This is a genomic window from Gordonia sp. NPDC127522, assembly GCF_042672305.1.
GTDB lineage: Bacteria > Actinomycetota > Actinomycetes > Mycobacteriales > Mycobacteriaceae > Gordonia > Gordonia hongkongensis.
This window is the reverse complement of record NZ_JBHXVK010000004.1, coordinates 45300-61122: the sequence shown is the minus strand read 5'-3', so window position 1 is coordinate 61122 and position 15823 is coordinate 45300. Positions and strand designations below refer to the sequence as shown.

14 protein-coding genes are annotated in these 15823 nt (G+C 65.9%); 3 read left to right on the top strand and 11 right to left on the bottom strand.

Going from position 1 to position 15823, the window contains the following annotated elements; all coding sequences use genetic code 11:
- Positions 1-360: 360 nt before the first annotated feature.
- The 8 genes from ACFVHY_RS10620 to ACFVHY_RS10585 all read right to left on the bottom strand — a co-directional run bounded on the left by ACFVHY_RS10620 (position 361) and on the right by ACFVHY_RS10585 (position 7864).
- A complete protein-coding gene (locus tag ACFVHY_RS10620) occupies positions 361-981 on the bottom strand; it encodes a hypothetical protein (RefSeq protein WP_390271591.1) in 621 nt (206 codons plus the stop codon).
- Between the two features lie 8 nt (positions 982-989).
- A complete protein-coding gene (locus ACFVHY_RS10615) occupies positions 990-1793 on the bottom strand; it encodes an adenylate/guanylate cyclase domain-containing protein (RefSeq protein WP_390271589.1) in 804 nt (267 codons plus the stop codon).
- 129 nt (positions 1794-1922) lie between these two features.
- On the bottom strand, positions 1923-2897 hold the full coding sequence (gene nrdF / locus ACFVHY_RS10610) for a class 1b ribonucleoside-diphosphate reductase subunit beta (RefSeq protein WP_065632743.1): 975 nt from the start codon (positions 2895-2897) through the stop codon (positions 1923-1925).
- 17 nt (positions 2898-2914) lie between these two features.
- Positions 2915-3655 carry an NUMOD3 domain-containing DNA-binding protein gene (locus ACFVHY_RS10605; protein WP_390271587.1) on the bottom strand — a complete coding sequence of 247 codons (741 nt, stop codon included), beginning with the start codon at positions 3653-3655 and terminating at the stop codon, positions 2915-2917.
- Between the two features lie 51 nt (positions 3656-3706).
- Positions 3707-5899, bottom strand: a complete 2193-nt coding sequence (nrdE, locus tag ACFVHY_RS10600) for a class 1b ribonucleoside-diphosphate reductase subunit alpha (protein ID WP_388030965.1) — start codon at positions 5897-5899, stop codon at positions 3707-3709.
- Between the two features lie 100 nt (positions 5900-5999).
- On the bottom strand, positions 6000-6464 hold the full coding sequence (nrdI, locus tag ACFVHY_RS10595) for a class Ib ribonucleoside-diphosphate reductase assembly flavoprotein NrdI (RefSeq protein ID WP_390271585.1): 465 nt from the start codon (positions 6462-6464) through the stop codon (positions 6000-6002).
- Positions 6465-6651: 187 nt separating this feature from the next.
- On the bottom strand, positions 6652-6885 hold the full coding sequence (locus ACFVHY_RS10590) for a redoxin NrdH (protein WP_004019249.1): 234 nt from the start codon (positions 6883-6885) through the stop codon (positions 6652-6654).
- Between the two features lie 421 nt (positions 6886-7306).
- A complete protein-coding gene (locus ACFVHY_RS10585) occupies positions 7307-7864 on the bottom strand; it encodes an NAD(P)H-dependent oxidoreductase (RefSeq protein WP_390271583.1) in 558 nt (185 codons plus the stop codon).
- 118 nt (positions 7865-7982) lie between these two features.
- Here ACFVHY_RS10585 and ACFVHY_RS10580 point away from each other — a divergent pair, with 118 nt between their 5' ends.
- Together ACFVHY_RS10580 and hpxO are read left to right on the top strand one after the other, a co-directional pair.
- Positions 7983-8609: a TetR/AcrR family transcriptional regulator gene (locus ACFVHY_RS10580; protein ID WP_065632656.1), complete on the top strand. Its 627-nt coding sequence runs from the start codon at positions 7983-7985 to the stop codon at positions 8607-8609.
- 108 nt (positions 8610-8717) lie between these two features.
- Positions 8718-9875 (top strand): FAD-dependent urate hydroxylase HpxO, encoded by a 1158-nt coding sequence (hpxO, locus tag ACFVHY_RS10575; protein WP_390271581.1) that lies wholly within the window; start codon positions 8718-8720, stop codon positions 9873-9875.
- A gap of 23 nt (positions 9876-9898) precedes the next feature.
- Here hpxO and eccB read toward each other — a convergent pair whose 3' ends face one another.
- Positions 9899-11395: a type VII secretion protein EccB gene (eccB, locus tag ACFVHY_RS10570; protein ID WP_390271579.1), complete on the bottom strand. Its 1497-nt coding sequence runs from the start codon at positions 11393-11395 to the stop codon at positions 9899-9901.
- Positions 11396-11619: 224 nt separating this feature from the next.
- Here eccB and eccE point away from each other — a divergent pair, with 224 nt between their 5' ends.
- Positions 11620-13335 (top strand): type VII secretion protein EccE, encoded by a 1716-nt coding sequence (eccE, locus tag ACFVHY_RS10565; RefSeq protein WP_390271577.1) that lies wholly within the window; start codon positions 11620-11622, stop codon positions 13333-13335.
- 10 nt (positions 13336-13345) lie between these two features.
- Here eccE and manA read toward each other — a convergent pair whose 3' ends face one another.
- Complete coding sequence (manA, locus tag ACFVHY_RS10560; RefSeq protein WP_390271575.1) at positions 13346-14632, bottom strand: mannose-6-phosphate isomerase, class I; 1287 nt, start codon at positions 14630-14632, stop codon at positions 13346-13348.
- Positions 14629-15786, bottom strand: a complete 1158-nt coding sequence (locus ACFVHY_RS10555; protein WP_390271573.1) for a hypothetical protein — start codon at positions 15784-15786, stop codon at positions 14629-14631. Before ACFVHY_RS10555 ends, manA begins: the two co-directional genes overlap by 4 nt.
- Positions 15787-15823: the final 37 nt, after the last annotated feature.

The window sequence follows — 15823 nt, the reverse complement described above, 5'->3', positions numbered from 1 at the left end:
TCAGCGACCGACGCACCGGCCAAGCTAGGCCAAGCGAATCGATTCAGTTCGGCGTACTCGATTCCGCTCTGTGGCCCAAGAGCGCGTGTCAGCCACGCCAAGGTATAGGCGAATGCCGAGACAGTAAACGCGATTAGCACACCCATCACGCACGCCTGGACCTGTCCCGCCCCGACTGCCCGTATAACGGACCCGATATTCGTCATTGTCATCGTCAAAACGACACCAAGGCCTGCCGTAAGTACAGTGATCTTTGTATCGGCAAACCGAACCCAGTTAGCGATTTGCTCCAAGGACTGGTAGCCGCCGTCACTCCCCAAGTCGATCGGTGCGTCGCGCCTGCGGCCGAAGAGTCCCCCCTCACGCAACGGCTGCACCCGCTCCGTCAACCGGCCACTGCTTGGTGATTCGCCACTCGGTGTAGGCCGCTAGCCAATGCGCCGCCCACGCTGTCGCGGTGGCCGCCGTGTGAACGCCAGAAATCCAGTCATCAGCGCTTGCAATGCAGAGGTTTCCATTCAGATACAGATGTGGCGACTTAACCCACCGGCGGCCCTGATTGATTCCAAGCCGACGCTTGCCGAGAACAACAACTGAGGGCAAGCCCTCGTCGGCTCGCAAAATGATGGCCACCTCAAAGCGCCCGCGTCCTGTATCGATGGTGCCGCACCAGCATGGGTTTAGATCTTCCGTCGGCTCCAAGAAGACGAAATCAGGGAACGAGTTCGACATCGCGACGATGTGTCTATCGATAGCGGATCGGTCCTCCCACCAGCGCCGGTCTGAACCTGCAACATCTGAAGGCTCAGGCACGTCCCCGTGAAATGCATGTTCAGCAACTGGCGTTACCGCGCCGAACTGTTCATGTTGGAACACTCCATCTACCGGGCTGGTAACGCCGTCAAACACGACGAGTCCTGTAGACGTCACGTAACGCGCATCGTCTATTCCGAAGTGGCTCAGCAGCGCTGGCATTGACATTGCATCACCTATCTTTTCGCTTGCTGTATTTGCGCTGTGACGTTTCCGGCGAGGGCCTCAACTATTCCATCGAGGTGCGGCACCGTTCTTCGCCATCTATAGTCGTAGAATCTGTAGTACTCTCGGCGGTAATCTCTGCTGTACTGTTTGGGTGACTTTTCATGCTCGTCGAAAACATCCGAACTGGGCAGCAAATTGTACAAGCCCTCCCCAACCACTATTTCCCACGAAGCCGCCTGCTTCTCACATTTTGCTGCGAAGTTTGCAGCGAATCCCAAAGGGTTAATCTCGCTACTAGCTTGATCTCCACTGCGGACGAATGTAATTGGGCCGTAGTCGAGCCCAGCACGGGCTTGAACTCGGGCCATCCCGCTTCGGTCCAACCATGGATTCACTGCGTTCTCAACTGCGTCGAGGGCAGAAGCGCAGGCGCCAAGTGCCATCGTCGCCGTGAACGCGGGATCGCCCGGACTGAAACCTGCGAAAAGTCCGTCCCCTCTGAGCCCGAGCGGGTGTCCTCCAAAGTTCCTAACCGTCTGCACAAACCCGGAGAGCACAGCATGCGCGAGGTCTACCACTTCCTCCTGGTCGTCCCAAAATGTACGACCTGTGAAGTTTGTGAGGTCCAGAAATACAGCGACCATCGGTGCAGTCGCACGATCGCCAACAGCTAGCTCCTCGTAATCCGGATGTCCGAGTGCCTTCTGTGGGACCCCCGCACTTGCGGTGAACGCACTAGCAGCGCCCTGACGGCGTGCTACGAAATCCTCCGCAACGGTTCTGCCGAATGAAGCTCGGTTGAACTCATTCATCGTTCTTCTTGTTCCTTCTGGCACCGAAATGGATCGGTGACTGGCATCGCCTATACACGGACGAGCAGGCGGGTATCGGACTAGGCAGTGTCGGGGCAGTACCGCCTGAGCCGACAACGCAAGGCACTCTCAGAAGTCCCAGTCCTCGTCCTCGGTGTTGACGGCCTTGCCGATGACATAGGAACTGCCCGACCCGGAGAAGAAGTCGTGGTTCTCGTCGGCGTTGGGCGACAGTGCCGACAGGATCGCCGGGTTCACGTCGGTCTCGTCGCGCGGGAACATCGCCTCGTAGCCCAGATTCATCAGGGCCTTGTTCGCGTTGTAGCGCAGGAACTTCTTGACGTCCTCGCTCAGCCCGACCTCGTCGTAGAGCGCCTCGGTGTAGTCACTCTCGTTGTCGTACAGCTCGAACAGCAGCTCGAAGGTGTAGTCCTTGAGCTCCTGACGACGCTCCGGGGTCTCGACCTCGAGTCCGCGCTGATACTTGTAGCCGATGTAGTACCCGTGCACCGCCTCGTCGCGGATGATCAGGCGGATCAGGTCGGCGGTGTTGGTGAGCTTCGCGCGGCTCGACCAGTACATCGGCAGATAGAAGCCGGAGTAGAACAGGAACGACTCGAGCAGCGTCGAGGCGACCTTCCGCTTCAGTGGGTCGTCGCCACGGTAGTAGTCCATGACGATCTGCGCCTTGCGCTGCAGCTGCTCGTTCTCCTCCGACCAGCGGAACGCCTCGTCGATCTCCTTGGTGGAGCACAGTGTCGAGAAGATCGAGCTGTAGCTCTTGGCGTGCACCGACTCCATGAAGGCGATGTTGGTGAGCACCGCCTCCTCGTGCGGGGTGGTCGCGTCCGGGATCAGCGACACCGCGCCGACCGTGCCCTGGATGGTGTCGAGCAGGGTGAGACCGGTGAACACCCGCATGGTGAGCTGCTTCTCGTATTCGGTGAGCGTGCCCCACGACGGGATGTCGTTGGACACCGGCACCTTCTCGGGCAGCCAGAAGTTGCCGGTGAGGCGATCCCACACCTCGGCGTCCTTCTCGTCGGGTACGCGGTTCCAGTTGATCGCCGAGACCCGGCTGACCAGCTTGAGCTTCTCAGACATGGCAGGTGTCGCTTTCTTCACTCATCGGGTTTGGCTACATCGTCGATGCAGTACTGACACGTGCTCTTGAACACGCCTTTGTTTGTGTGGTGCCTGGTGTGGGCGTTCCGTTTACTCGAGGGCATGGGACGCCCCCTCCGAGCCTCGGACATCTTGCGGCGTGTCTCCTCGCTAGCGCGCCGCCCGAAGTTCGGATTTCCCTCGCCCTTTCGCTGCTCCGACAGTCGAGCACGAGCTTCCTCCGACATGACGTGCCCGTAGCTGGGGTGAGCAGGTCCGAACTTCCCGAAGTTCGGATTTGCTTCTCCGGTGATAGAGCCTCTGCGCTGGACCGACCACTTCTCACGCTGTTCATCAGAGTGCTTGAGACCGAAAAACGGATTGTCATCCGCAAACCGGCTCAGCCCCTTCCGTCCAGTGGAGCGAACCCGAGCCGCTTCTCGCATCTCCTCGGTCCAAACCACCCCGGTAGGACCCAGTCCGCCCTCTGCCAGGTTCAGCAGCGGTTGGCCGTCGCGCTTGAGGTAGGCGATCCAAGCGATCTCGGCCTCTCCCAGCTCGTTGAGTCCTTCGACGAACTGCAACTCGTCCGCCAAAACGTTGTCGCGATCTTGCAATCGGAGCCAGTCATAGAACGGCGTCTTTCTTCCGGCCGCCGCGACTTTGAAGTGTTGCCGCAGCCGCTGCTGCCCAGTTTTTGTGGTGAGCCCGATGTAACGGTAGTCATACGCGGCCCGCAACCGAACCCCGTAGATCACGCCGCCTGTGGCCGGAACCCTGTTCGTATGCAATGGTTCACACTCAACAGGTCACAACATGCAGCTGACGCAATTTTCCACCTCGGTCCCCTCGAGCGCGATCTGGCGCAGGCGGATGTAGTAGAGCGTCTTGATGCCCTTGCGCCATGCGTAGATCTGCGCCTTGTTGACGTCGCGCGTGGTGGCGGTGTCCTTGAAGAAGAGAGTCAGGCTGAGGCCCTGGTCGACATGCTGCGTGGCCGCGGCATAGGTGTCGATGATCTTCTCGTACCCGATCTCGTACGCGTCCTGGTAGTACTCCAGGTTGTCGTTCGTCATGTACGGCGCCGGGTAGTAGACGCGGCCGATCTTGCCTTCCTTGCGGATCTCGATCTTGGCGGCGACCGGGTGGATCGAACTGGTCGAATGATTGATGTAGCTGATCGAACCGGTCGGCGGGACGGCCTGCAGGTTCTGGTTGTAGATGCCGTCACGCTGGACGGCGGCCTTCAGCTCACGCCAGTCGTCCTGGGTCGGGATGGCGATCCCGGCCTGCCCGAACAGGTCTCGCACCTTCTGGGTCGCCGGCTCCCACACCTTCTCGGTGTACTTGTCGAAGAACTCACCGCTCGCGTACTTCGACTTCTCGAAGCCGGTGAACGCCCGGCCGCGCTCGGCGGCGATCCGGTTCGATGCGCGCAGCGCGTGATAGAGCACCGTGTAGAAGTAGATGTTCGTGAAGTCGATGCCTTCTTCGCTGCCGTAGAAGACCCGCTCACGCGCCAGGTATCCATGCAGGTTCATCTGCCCCAGGCCGATGGCGTGGGACTGATTGTTGCCGTGCTCGATCGAGGGCACCGACGTGATCGTGGTCTGGTCGCTCACCGCGGTGAGGCCACGGATCGCGGTCTCGATGGTCTGGCCGATGTCGGGCGAATCCATCGTCTTGGCAATGTTCAGCGAACCCAGGTTGCACGAGATGTCCTTGCCCACTTCGGCATAGGACAGGTCGTCGTTGAAGGTCGACGGCGTCGACACCTGCAGGATCTCCGAGCACAGGTTGGAGTGCGTGATCTTGCCGTCGATCGGGTTGGCCCGGTTCACCGTGTCCTCGAACATGATGTACGGGTATCCCGACTCGAACTGCAGCTCGGCGAGAGTCTGGAAGAACTCGCGCGCCTTGATCTTGGTCTTGCGGATGCGACGGTCCTCGACCATCTCGTGGTATTTGTCCGTCACGTTGACGTCGGCGAACGGTACGCCGTAGACACGTTCGACGTCGTACGGACTGAACAGGTACATGTCGTCGTTGGCCTTGGCCAGCTCGAACGTGATGTCCGGGATGACCACACCGAGCGACAGGGTCTTGATACGGATCTTCTCGTCCGCGTTCTCGCGCTTGGTGTCGAGGAAGCGGTAGATGTCGGGGTGGTGCGCGTGCAGGTACACCGCGCCCGCACCCTGCCGGGCACCGAGCTGGTTGGCGTAGGAGAAGGAATCCTCGAGCAGCTTCATGATCGGGATGACACCCGAACTCTGGTTCTCGATCTTCTTGATCGGCGCACCGTGCTCGCGGATGTTGCTGAGCAGCAAGGCAACTCCGCCGCCGCGCTTGGAGAGCTGCAAGGCCGAGTTGATCGACCGGCCGATCGACTCCATGTTGTCCTCGATACGCAGCAGGAAGCACGAGACGGGTTCGCCGCGCTGCTTCTTGCCGGAGTTGAGGAAGGTCGGCGTCGCCGGCTGGAACCGGCCCTCGATGATCTCGTCGGTGAGGTTGCGCGCGAGGGCCGTGTCGCCGTCGGCCAGGGTCAGCGCCACCATGCACACGCGATCCTCGAAACGCTCCAGGTACCGCTTGCCGTCGAACGTCTTGAGCGTGTAGCTCGTGTAGTACTTGAACGCCCCGAGGAAGGTCGGGAAACGGAACTTCTTGCTGTAGGCGTGCCCGAAGAGACTCTTGACGAACTCGCGGTCGTACTTCGCGAGAACCTCGGGCTCGTAGTAGTTCTCTTCGACGAGGTAGTCGAGCTTCTCGTCGAGATCGTGGAAGAAGACCGTGTTCTGGTTGACGTGCTGCAGGAAGTACTGGTTCGCGGCTTCGCGATCCTTGTCGAACTGGATCTTGCCGTCGGCGTCGTACAGGTTGAGCATCGCATTGAGAGCGTGGTAGTCGAGCTCGCCCGGGTCGTGTCCCGAGGGCCCGGGGTGCACACCCGACTTGCTGGCTGAAGTGGTGTCCGAGACGGCGGCGGTGGGCGACACGACAGATGACTCCTGCGGGTAGTGGTGGCTGTTACCGAGGGCCGGTGCGGCCAGAGTATGGGAGGGGTACGACAAAGCCTGATCGAGCGGAATCCGCAGTTCAGGCAGGCGAGGCGCTGAGCGACACGCTCGCCGCGAACGCCGGACTCTGGGCGAATTCGGCGAGTCCCGCGCGGACGCGGTCGACATCGTCGGAGGTGCCCATCAATTCGAATCGGTAGAGGTAGGGAACGCCGCACTTGCGTGCGATGACGTCGCCGGCATAACAGAACTCCTCGCCGAAGTTCGTGTTACCCGCCGCGATCACCCCCCTGATCGATGACCGATTGTGTTCGTCGTTGAGGAAGCGGATGACCTGCTTGGGAACGTAGCCGCCGGGTTGCCCCGTCGCCTTGCCCCCGCCGTAGGTCGGGCAGACCAGGACATACGGCTCGTCGACACGGAAAACACCGGCCCGATCGAGGACCGGGATGCGCACGGCGCGCATGTCCAGTTTCTCGACGAACCGGTGGGTGTTCTCCGAGACCGAGGAGAAGTACACGATCAACGGCGATTCTGCCGCCATGTCTCCTCCAGCCGGTAGTTCTCGTGATCTCGCCGGCCGTGTCCGGCCCGGCACTGTGGTGTCAACGCCGTGAGCGGCGTGACCATTTCCTCGATGCCCCGGCGATGCGGTGTGATCCGGCTTCCCCGTCGGATCGCCTCTGCACCGCCGGTCGGGCGGGCGATGTCACCGTGATGGTGACGGCAGATCAGGCAGCGGCGGTGGCGAGTGCCTTGATGCGGTCGGGACGGAAGCCCGACCAGTGCGCGTCGCCGGCAACCACGACGGGTGCCTGCAGGTAGCCGAGCGCCATCACGTAGTCACGCGCCTCGGCATCTTCGCTGATGTCGACGATCTCGTAGGACAGACCCTGCTTGTCGAGGGCCTTGTAGGTGGCATTGCACTGGACGCAGGCCGGCTTCGTGTAGACGGTGATTGACATTCGGAGGTACTCCTCGGGTCGTAGGAATCGCCAGTGACGTGCGGTTTCCCAGCGTGAAGATGGTGACCTGGATCACCATCACGATGGCTTTCTCCGAGGAGTCGAACTGCTTCTCGTCGTCTGCCTGACTGGTACCGCAAACACTACACCTAGTGGCTGACATTTCTGGTCACCACAAGGGCTTGTGAATAACATTGATGGAAGACATGCAGGTCGGAGCGGTGCACGATCACAAATCCCCCGCGTGTCCTCCGCGTGTCCGGCGTGTCGTTCACAGGCTGTCCCGAGGCGGTCCACAACATGTCCACCGACCATCCACATCCGGCCCCGGTCGCGCATGGGGCGTGACGCAGGCACCGTCGGACACGACGACGCCGCGCCGGGCAAGGGCCGGGCGCGGCGTCGCTACATCGGTGTGGGGTCAGGCGCTGACAGCGACCTCGTCGACGAGCCGGCTGACGGACGCGACCACCTTCTCGACGACCTCCGGAGAATCCAGGCCGCCCTCGGGCAGTGCCGCGAGCTGCAGACCGAGGTCGGCCTCGGCGATCGCGCGACCGCCGGCGATGCCGACCGACTTACGGGTGTCCTCACGGGTCCACGCGCCGCCGTACTGGCCGAGGGCCGCGCTCAGCACCGCGACGGGCTTGCCCGTGAGCGCGCCGGTGCCGTAGGGCCGCGACAACCAGTCGATGGCGTTCTTGAGTGCGGCGGGGATGGTGCCGTTGTACTCGGGGGTTGCGATCAGCACGCCGTCGGCGGCGCCGACGACCTGGCGCAGGTTCGCCACGGCGGGGTCGAGCTGCTCCTCGATGTCGATGTCCTCGCTGTAGAACGGCAGCGAGCCGAGGTTGTCGACGACCGTGATGGACACTCCCGACGGCGCATTGTCCGCGGCCAGGTGGGCGAGCTGGCGGTTGACCGAAGCCGTGCGCAGGCTTCCGACCAGCGCGACCAGTTCGACGACTCGTTCCGACATGTGATTCCTCTCGATGGCACAGGGGTCCGTGGACGTCCACGCGACCTTGTCTACGACATGCTCTAACCGGACCAGGGTCCGATTCATTCCCCATCTGGTCAAGAGTTACGCTCATCACGTGCCAAACGGGCCCGACCACTCCCCACTCCACATCTCTCTCAACTCTTCGGGGACCGAACGTGCCGACGCCGCACGTAACCGGCGTCTGTTGCTGGCCGCCGCCAAGAACCTCATCGATCACCACGGTGCGGCCGCGGTGACGATGGAGGCGGTTGCCCGCGAAGCGGGTGTGGGCAAGGGCACAGTGTTCCGTCGCTTCGGCAGCCGGACCGGGCTCATGCTCGCCCTCCTCGACCACAGCGAGTCCGAGATCCAGCAGGCGTATCTGTCCGGACCGGAGCCGCTGGGTCCCGGCGCTCCCCCGCTCGACCGACTCCTCGCCTACGGTCGCGCCCGCCTCAAGCTCACCGCCGACCACCTCGACATCTTGCTCGAGGCCGGCGCCGGTGCCGAGGACTTCATGAGCCACCCGGTGGCCCGAACGTCCACCCAGCATGTGCAGATCCTGCTGCGCCAGTTGGGTTTCGACGGCGCGCTGGATTTCCTGGCCCTCACCGTCCAGGCGCCGCTCTCGGCGAGTTCGGTCCGCTACCTGCTGGTGGACGTCGGGCTCGACCTCGAGACGATCACCCATCAGTGGCAGGACATGGTCACCGCGCTCGTCACCGGACACGACCGGTCCTGACCCGTCGGGTCCGCCCGGTCACGACGTCGTCGCGGCAGCGACCAGGCAGCGAGGTGCCCGGCGTACTCGCCGCGCGCCAGAGCTCGCGGACACCTAGCCTGGGTTCCTGTGAAAGCAGTGATCATCGGCGCCGGTATGGGCGGGACCTCGGCGGGCATCGCGTTGCGACAGCTCGGGCACGATGTCGAGATATACGAGCAGGTCACCGAGAACCGCCCTGTCGGCGCGGCGATCTCGGTGTGGTCTAACGGGGTCAAGTGCCTGAACCACCTCGGCCTCGAAGCCGAGACCGCCGCGCTGGGCGGCATCGTCGATTCGATGAGCTACATCGACGCATTCACCGGAGAGACGATGTGCCGCTTCAGCATGGCACCGCTCATCGACGAGGTCGGGCAACGTCCCTACCCGATCGCACGCGCCGAACTCCAGCTCATGCTCATGAACGCCTTCGGCGACGACGAGATCCGGTTCGGCAAGAAGATGGTCGCCGTCCACGACGGTCCGGACGGCGCCACGGTCGAATTCGCCGACGGCACCACTGCCCAGGGTGATGTCGTCATCGCCGCCGACGGTGCGAGATCGCTTGCCCGCGACCATGTGCTCGGTCACGCGGTCGAGCGTCGTTACGCGGGGTACGTGAACTTCAACGGACTCGTCCCGATCGACGAGGAGATCGGACCGGCCACCGAATGGACCACCTACGTGGGCGATTCGCGTCGGGTTTCGGTGATGCCGGTGGCGGGCAATCGGTTCTACTTCTTCTTCGACGTGACCATGCCCGAAGGGGTTCCGTTCGAACGCGGAACCGCACGCGAGGTGCTCGCCGAGGAGTTCGCCGGATGGGCGCCCGGCGTCCAGAAGCTGATCGAGACACTGGATCCCGCGACCACCAACCGCGTCGAGATCCTCGACATCGATCCGTTCCACACCTGGGTCCGGGGACGTGTCGCTCTACTCGGCGACGCCGCACACAACACCACCCCCGACATCGGGCAGGGTGGTTGTTCGGCGATGGAAGATGCGATCGCCCTGCAGTTTGCCTTCCGGGAAAATCCCGACGACCTGCACGCGGCCCTCGCGACCTATGAGGCGTCACGCACCGAACGGGCCGCCGACCTCGTGCTCCGCGCACGCAAGCGCTGCGACGTCACGCACGGCAAGGATCCGGAGGCGACCGCGGCCTGGTACGAGGAACTGCGATCCGAGGACGGCACCAACGTCATCCGCGGGATCGTCGGCAACATCGTCGGCGGCCCGCTCACGTAGGGCCGCGGCGGGAGCGCCGTCGATCATCCGCCGGTCGAGGGTCGTTCGGTGTGCTCCGCGCCGGCGTCGAGTCGTGCGGTCTCCAGACCGTCGTGCGCGACGAGGGCGTTCTCGCGCGAGAGGGTCGGCCCGGGCGCCAGCAGCGACACCACCGACCACGGCGCGCGGGACGGTGGGTCCCCGAGCCCGAGGATGCCGCCGGTCTCGAAGTCCGGCACGCCGAACCGCACACCCGAATCGCTGACATAGAACAGCGATTCGGTGCGCGAGCTGTCTGCCTCGTTGCCGGTCACCTGCAGATACTCACCCGAGCCGGGCGGCATGTAGACCGCGTCGAGGTTCGGTCCGGCACCATCGGACGACGTCAGCCGGACCGGCACCGCGTCCGACGCGAGCGGCAGTTCCCGCCCCGCGAGCAACGTCGTCTGTGCGCGGGGCTCCCCCGTCCCGCGGGTCCAGGTGCGGCACAGCGTCGGATCGCCGCTCACGTCCAGCAGCGACGGCGCGACTTCGGGAAAGTCCGAGACGGGTTCCGACTCCACGGTTCTCAGCGCGGCGAGCTGCCCCGGGGCGACGGTGGTCACCGGAGCTGCGTCGGAGTCGGCCAGCCGCATGAGTTCGGCGGTCGGGGCGCTGATCTCCTGCACCCCGTCGCGCAGCACCAGATGATAGGACGTCGTGTCGTCGACACCGACCGACTTGACGACACTGCCGACACTCGCGCCCTCGACTGCCCCGGGCTGGCCGGCACCCGAGATCTCCGGCACGGCAAGCGGATCGACCAGTGGGAAGGTGTTGAACAGGCCGGTGGACATCTGCCGGGGCGTGGCCCCCTCGAGACCGAGAGCCCGCATGACGGGCGCGCTCTCGGTGTCGACGGCGGCACGGACGGGACTCCAGACACCGTCCCGGAACAGCTGATACACCAGGAAGGTCTGGTCCCCGCCGTCGACGAGCACGGCGTCGGCGGGGTTCGCCGTCCCGATCGCGTCACCCAGACGCGGCGTCTCGGCGATGACGGTCTGCTCGATCGACTCGGCCGGCGCGTCCGACACGGTCGACGAATCGCAGACCGTCCAGGTGGAGGAGTCCGGGTGCGACGACTTCGGCAGTGCCGCCGGCGCACCCGGGATGCCCAACAGGGGTCCGCGCGGGTACGGCTTGAGCTTGTTGTCCCCGACCGAGGTCGGCGACTCCGAGCTACCCGTCACCAGCCGTGCCGAGGCCAGGTTGAGGACGGGATGCAGGGTGTCCTCGATCAGGACGTAGGTGCTGCCGCTGTTCTTGCTGACGATGATCGTGGCGTCGCCGACGGACCCCTGCGGCCGGATCAGGCCCCAGATTCCACACCCGCCGAGGACCAGCAGACCGAGGACGGTCCCGACCACGAGCGCCTGCAACTGTGAACGCATGGGATCGTGCAACATCCGGACGTCGCGTCGTACCAGCGCGTGCTCGAGCCTCTTGATCAGGAAACGGTAGCCGTTGACCTGGGCTTTGGTCGTCAGCTGACGTGCCACGGCTCCCCCTGTCCGCACCCGGGCCGCGGCGTCGGACCTTCTCCGGCGGCGAGCGGGTTGTGATCTCCTGCGGCATACCCCCTGCCGCGCGGTAGTAGCCTAGCCGACAAACATGCCCCTGACGTGTGGGGCTCCACCGCTTGTGCACACTCTCGGTGGACGGCACGCGGCAGTCGGCAGCGGTGATCGAGGGGGTCGCAACCGTGGAGCGGAACAGGCGTGGGATGGCACTGCCCACACTCGTCGTGATCGAGGCGGTGCTGGCGCTCGGACTCGTCGTCTGGGTGGTGTCCGGCAGCGTCTGGGGTGCAACCGCACTCGGCGTGGCCGCGGTCGTCTCCGCAGGTCTGGTGCGGGTCGGCGGCCGGCCGTCGGTCTTCGGTCGAATCGTGGCGAATCTGTCGTTCTCGTGGTCGCGGATGCGCCGCGACCACGCCGATCTCGCCCCGGCCCCGTTCGACATCCCGCTGCCCGCACCCAGCACCCCCGCCACCGCACGGCGGACATCGGCTCCGACGACCATCGGCGCGAGGTGGGTCGGCGACACCCTGGTCACCGTCGTCCGGGTGGACCCGGGCAGCCCGGCCGTCACCTACCTGACCCCGGGCCACAGCGAACTCGGCGACGAATCGGGCCAGGTGGTGCCCCTCGGCGTCCTGGCCGAGTGCATCAGTCCCTACGACATCCGGCTCAGCTCCATCGAGGTCATCAGTCACGGTGTGCGCGTGTGGGGTTCGGGCATCGCGCCGGACACCTACGACCGCACCCTGGGCCCGCTGTCGGCGACGGCCCAACGGTCGGTGCTGGTCGTCCTCCGGCTCAATCCCCTCGACTGCGCCGACGCCGTCGCCCGCCGCGGGGGCGGCGCGACCGGTGCACTGCGCACCGCGACGGTGACCACCCGCCGCGTCGCCAAGAGGCTCGCCGAACACGGCTTGTCGACGACCATCCTGTCGGCGGCACAGATCACCGCCATCACGGCGCAGCTCATCGAGGGCGCAAGCCTCGACTCGCTCGCCGAGGAACGCGACTCGGTCGGCGTCGCCGGTCTGCGGATGCGCAGCGCCGCCGTCGAACCGGCCGCCCTGACCGACGTGCTGCGCGGCATCTGGGTCAACTCCGCGGTCTCGACGACCGTCACCGTGAAGTTGTGCCCACGAGTCACCGAGGGCAGGCGTCGCGGCGATCGCACGACGGTCGAGGTGTCCGGGATCGTCCGCGTCAACGAGTTCCCCGCCGCGAGGCGCGCACTCGGTGGATGGCCCGCGGGTCTGATCCCCCTCGACGGCCGCCAGTTCGACGCTCTCGCAGCGAGTCTCCCCATCTCGACGCCGACCCGGCTCGACCGGGCCGTACCCGCACTCACGGGTTCGGAGGCGGAGGCGTTCCTCGCCTCGGCGCGTATCCCGGCAGGCGGTTGCGGCCAGCTCATCGGCGCCGATCACGCCGGCCGCGCGGTCGCCACCCGGCTCGTCGGACCCGGGATCTCCACGGTCTCGGTCGCCGCGGGCATTCACGTCGTGGCCCAGATCGCTCTCCGCGCAGTCGCGGTCGGTGCCGCGGTGCGCGTGCACACCGACCGCCCGCACCGGTGGACCCCGGTGGTCACCGCCGTGGGCGATCCGAGCGCGCTGTCACTCTCGGGCGACCGCACCCCGGCGCGCCCCGGCCCCGGCCTGGTCATCGTCGACGGTGTGGCGCCACCTTCCCCACAGCCCGACACCACGCGGATGATCGTCGTCGCACCGGGCCTCGGCGAACCCGCCGACGGCGCCACCGTCGAGCTGCGTCAGAATCCGCGTACGCCACAGGACATCGCACTCGACACCGGTGGGCGACCGATCCTGGTCACCATGGTCGCGACCCCCGACGAATGGAACCTGATCGGCGGCTACCCCGAACCCGCGGGCACCGCCGCGGCGACTCCGGTTCGGCGCTGACGGACTGACATCATTCGGACGCGGACGCCACCGATGAGGTCAGGTCGGGTTGCGCCGAGACCGCGGCCGGCACCAGCGCGCGGTAGAAGACCGCACGAGCCGACGCCGCGCGGACGATGACGTCCGGGTCGTCGTCGGTGATCCACACCGCCCGTCCGGCCGTCACGGTGAGCGGGTTCCCACCCGCCGGTCGGACCTCCACCGCGCCGCTGAGCACGGCGAGGATCTGCGGGCCCGGCATGTCGAAACAGATCGACGAGGCGTGGTGCAGGCCCGTCCCGTCGAGTTCGACACGCGACAGCCGGAATTCGGGAGCGGGGGTGAGGTACACGCGCTCGGCGCCGACGGTCCGGATCTGCGGGGTCAGGTCCGAGACATCGACCGGGGTGAAGTCGAGGACGCGCAACAACTCGGGAACGTCGATGTGTTTGGGCGTCAACCCGCCCCGCAGCACATTGTCGGAGTTCGCCATGATCTCCACACCCGTACCGCGGAGGTAGGCGTGCAGGTTGCCCGCGGACAGATAGAGACCCTGCCCGGGTTCGAGGTGAATGTTGTTGAGCAGCAACGATGCCAGCACACCGGGATCGTTCGGGTAGGCCTCCCCGAGTTCACACACCGTCCGCAGTTCGGCGACGAACTCCGTCTCACCCGCGCTCAGCACGGTGACCGCGCCGGCGAGTACCGCCGGGACCAGCTGACGGAGCAGCGACTCGGGCAGCGTCAGCCACGTCGTGAAGAGCGCCCGCAGCCCCTCCGAGTCCGGCTGCCCCGCGAGCATCCCCAGATAGGGGTCGAGCTCACTGACCTGCAGCGCGCGGAGCAACCGGATGGTGTCCTCCGGTCGACGGAAGCCGGCCAGGGCGTCGAACGGTGTCGTCGCGACGATCAGTTCGGGCTTGTGCCATGGATCGCGGTAGTTGCGGTCGCGGGCTTCGAGCGCGACACCGCGGGCGTTCTCGCGTTCGAATCCTGCCCGGGCCTGTTCGGCGGACGGATGTGCCTGCAGGGACAGCGGTTCCTCGGCGGCGAGCACCTTCAGGAGGAACGGCAGACGCTCGCCGAAAGCCGCCGTGCTTGCCGCGCCGAGCGTGCCGATCGGATCCGCGTCGATCACATCGACGAGATCCTGCTCGATCCCGGCGACATCGACGCACCGAGCCGACCCCGCGGGATGGGACCCGAACCACAGCTCCGCCTCCGGGTGCGCCGACGGCACGGACCTACCCTGCATGGACGCGATCGCGGTCCGCGACCCCCAGGCGTATGGCCGCACCACTCCGTCGATGATCCTCATTGCAACGCGTTCCCAACCAGGCGGAGGTACACCGCCGCCATCTCGACCCGTAGTGCCACGATCAGGAAATCCAGTACATCCCCCGGGCCGTCGGCCACCGGATCCTCACCCGGCGCCGGACGCCGGTCCTCCCACTCGCGGCCGTCCGCGCCCCCGGCGGCCGAAGTCTCTTGCGCACGATCGATTCCGACGAGGAGATCGACCTCGCCGAGACCGGTGACCCGCTGACGCGTGAACCATTCCCGCCGCGCCGTCGAGACGACCTGGACACGCGGCGCGGGAGCTGCCGGCGGTCCGTCGAAGTCGGGATCGTAGAAGATCGAGTCCGCACTCGGTGCGACATCCGAGCGCGACCCGAGCAACTGCACCATTCGCGAGACGTCGGTGAGTTCGGCTGCGGCGCTGACGATCCCGGAGAGTCCGACGAGGCCGGCGACCGCATGCCGGGCGATGGCCGCGCCGGCCGGGCTGTCCGCCGTCCACACGGTGGGACGGCCCTGGACGCGCAGCGCCAGCGATTTCGCGCGGTTGTGGAAGGCGTCGCGGGCCGGGTGTCCGGTCGAGGCCTCGTCATCGAGAGCGTCGGCGAGGTCGTCGAGTGCGGGCACGCTCCCGGTGAACCGGACCTGGGTCAGCGCACCGAACACCGCGAGCAGCGCGGCGGCAAACCCCACGAAGCGGAAGCGGGGTTCGATGTCGAACCGCGGCGCGAGGTTGATCCCGTTGCCGCCCAGCGCATCTCGAAGAGGACCGGCCACGGGTGCGACCACCACGACCTCGGCCCGCCGGCGTAACGCCCGCGCGGCGGCGTCGGCGAGCGCCATGTCCCCGGCGTCGTCGCCGGCGACGATCACGACGTCGAGCGGGCCGATCCACCCGGGCAACACCGGACCACTGACCACCGGGACGTCCACCCGGGCGCCGAGGGTGGCCACCGCGAAGTCGGTCGCCCGATGGGAGACGCCGCTGGAACCGTGGACCACGATGACGCTACGGGGACGCAGGTCCGCGAGCGGGGCGAGCACGCCTTCGCGCACCGCTTCGGCGACGGCGCGCACCTGTGCGCCGGCGAGCGCGACCGCCCTCAGCAAACCGTCGACATCGGCCGAGATCAGCTCCTCGGCGTCGTCGAGGTCGGGGGAACCGGTTCGCATGTCACCAGGGTAGCCAGGTCGCGGAGTCGGCGCGCAC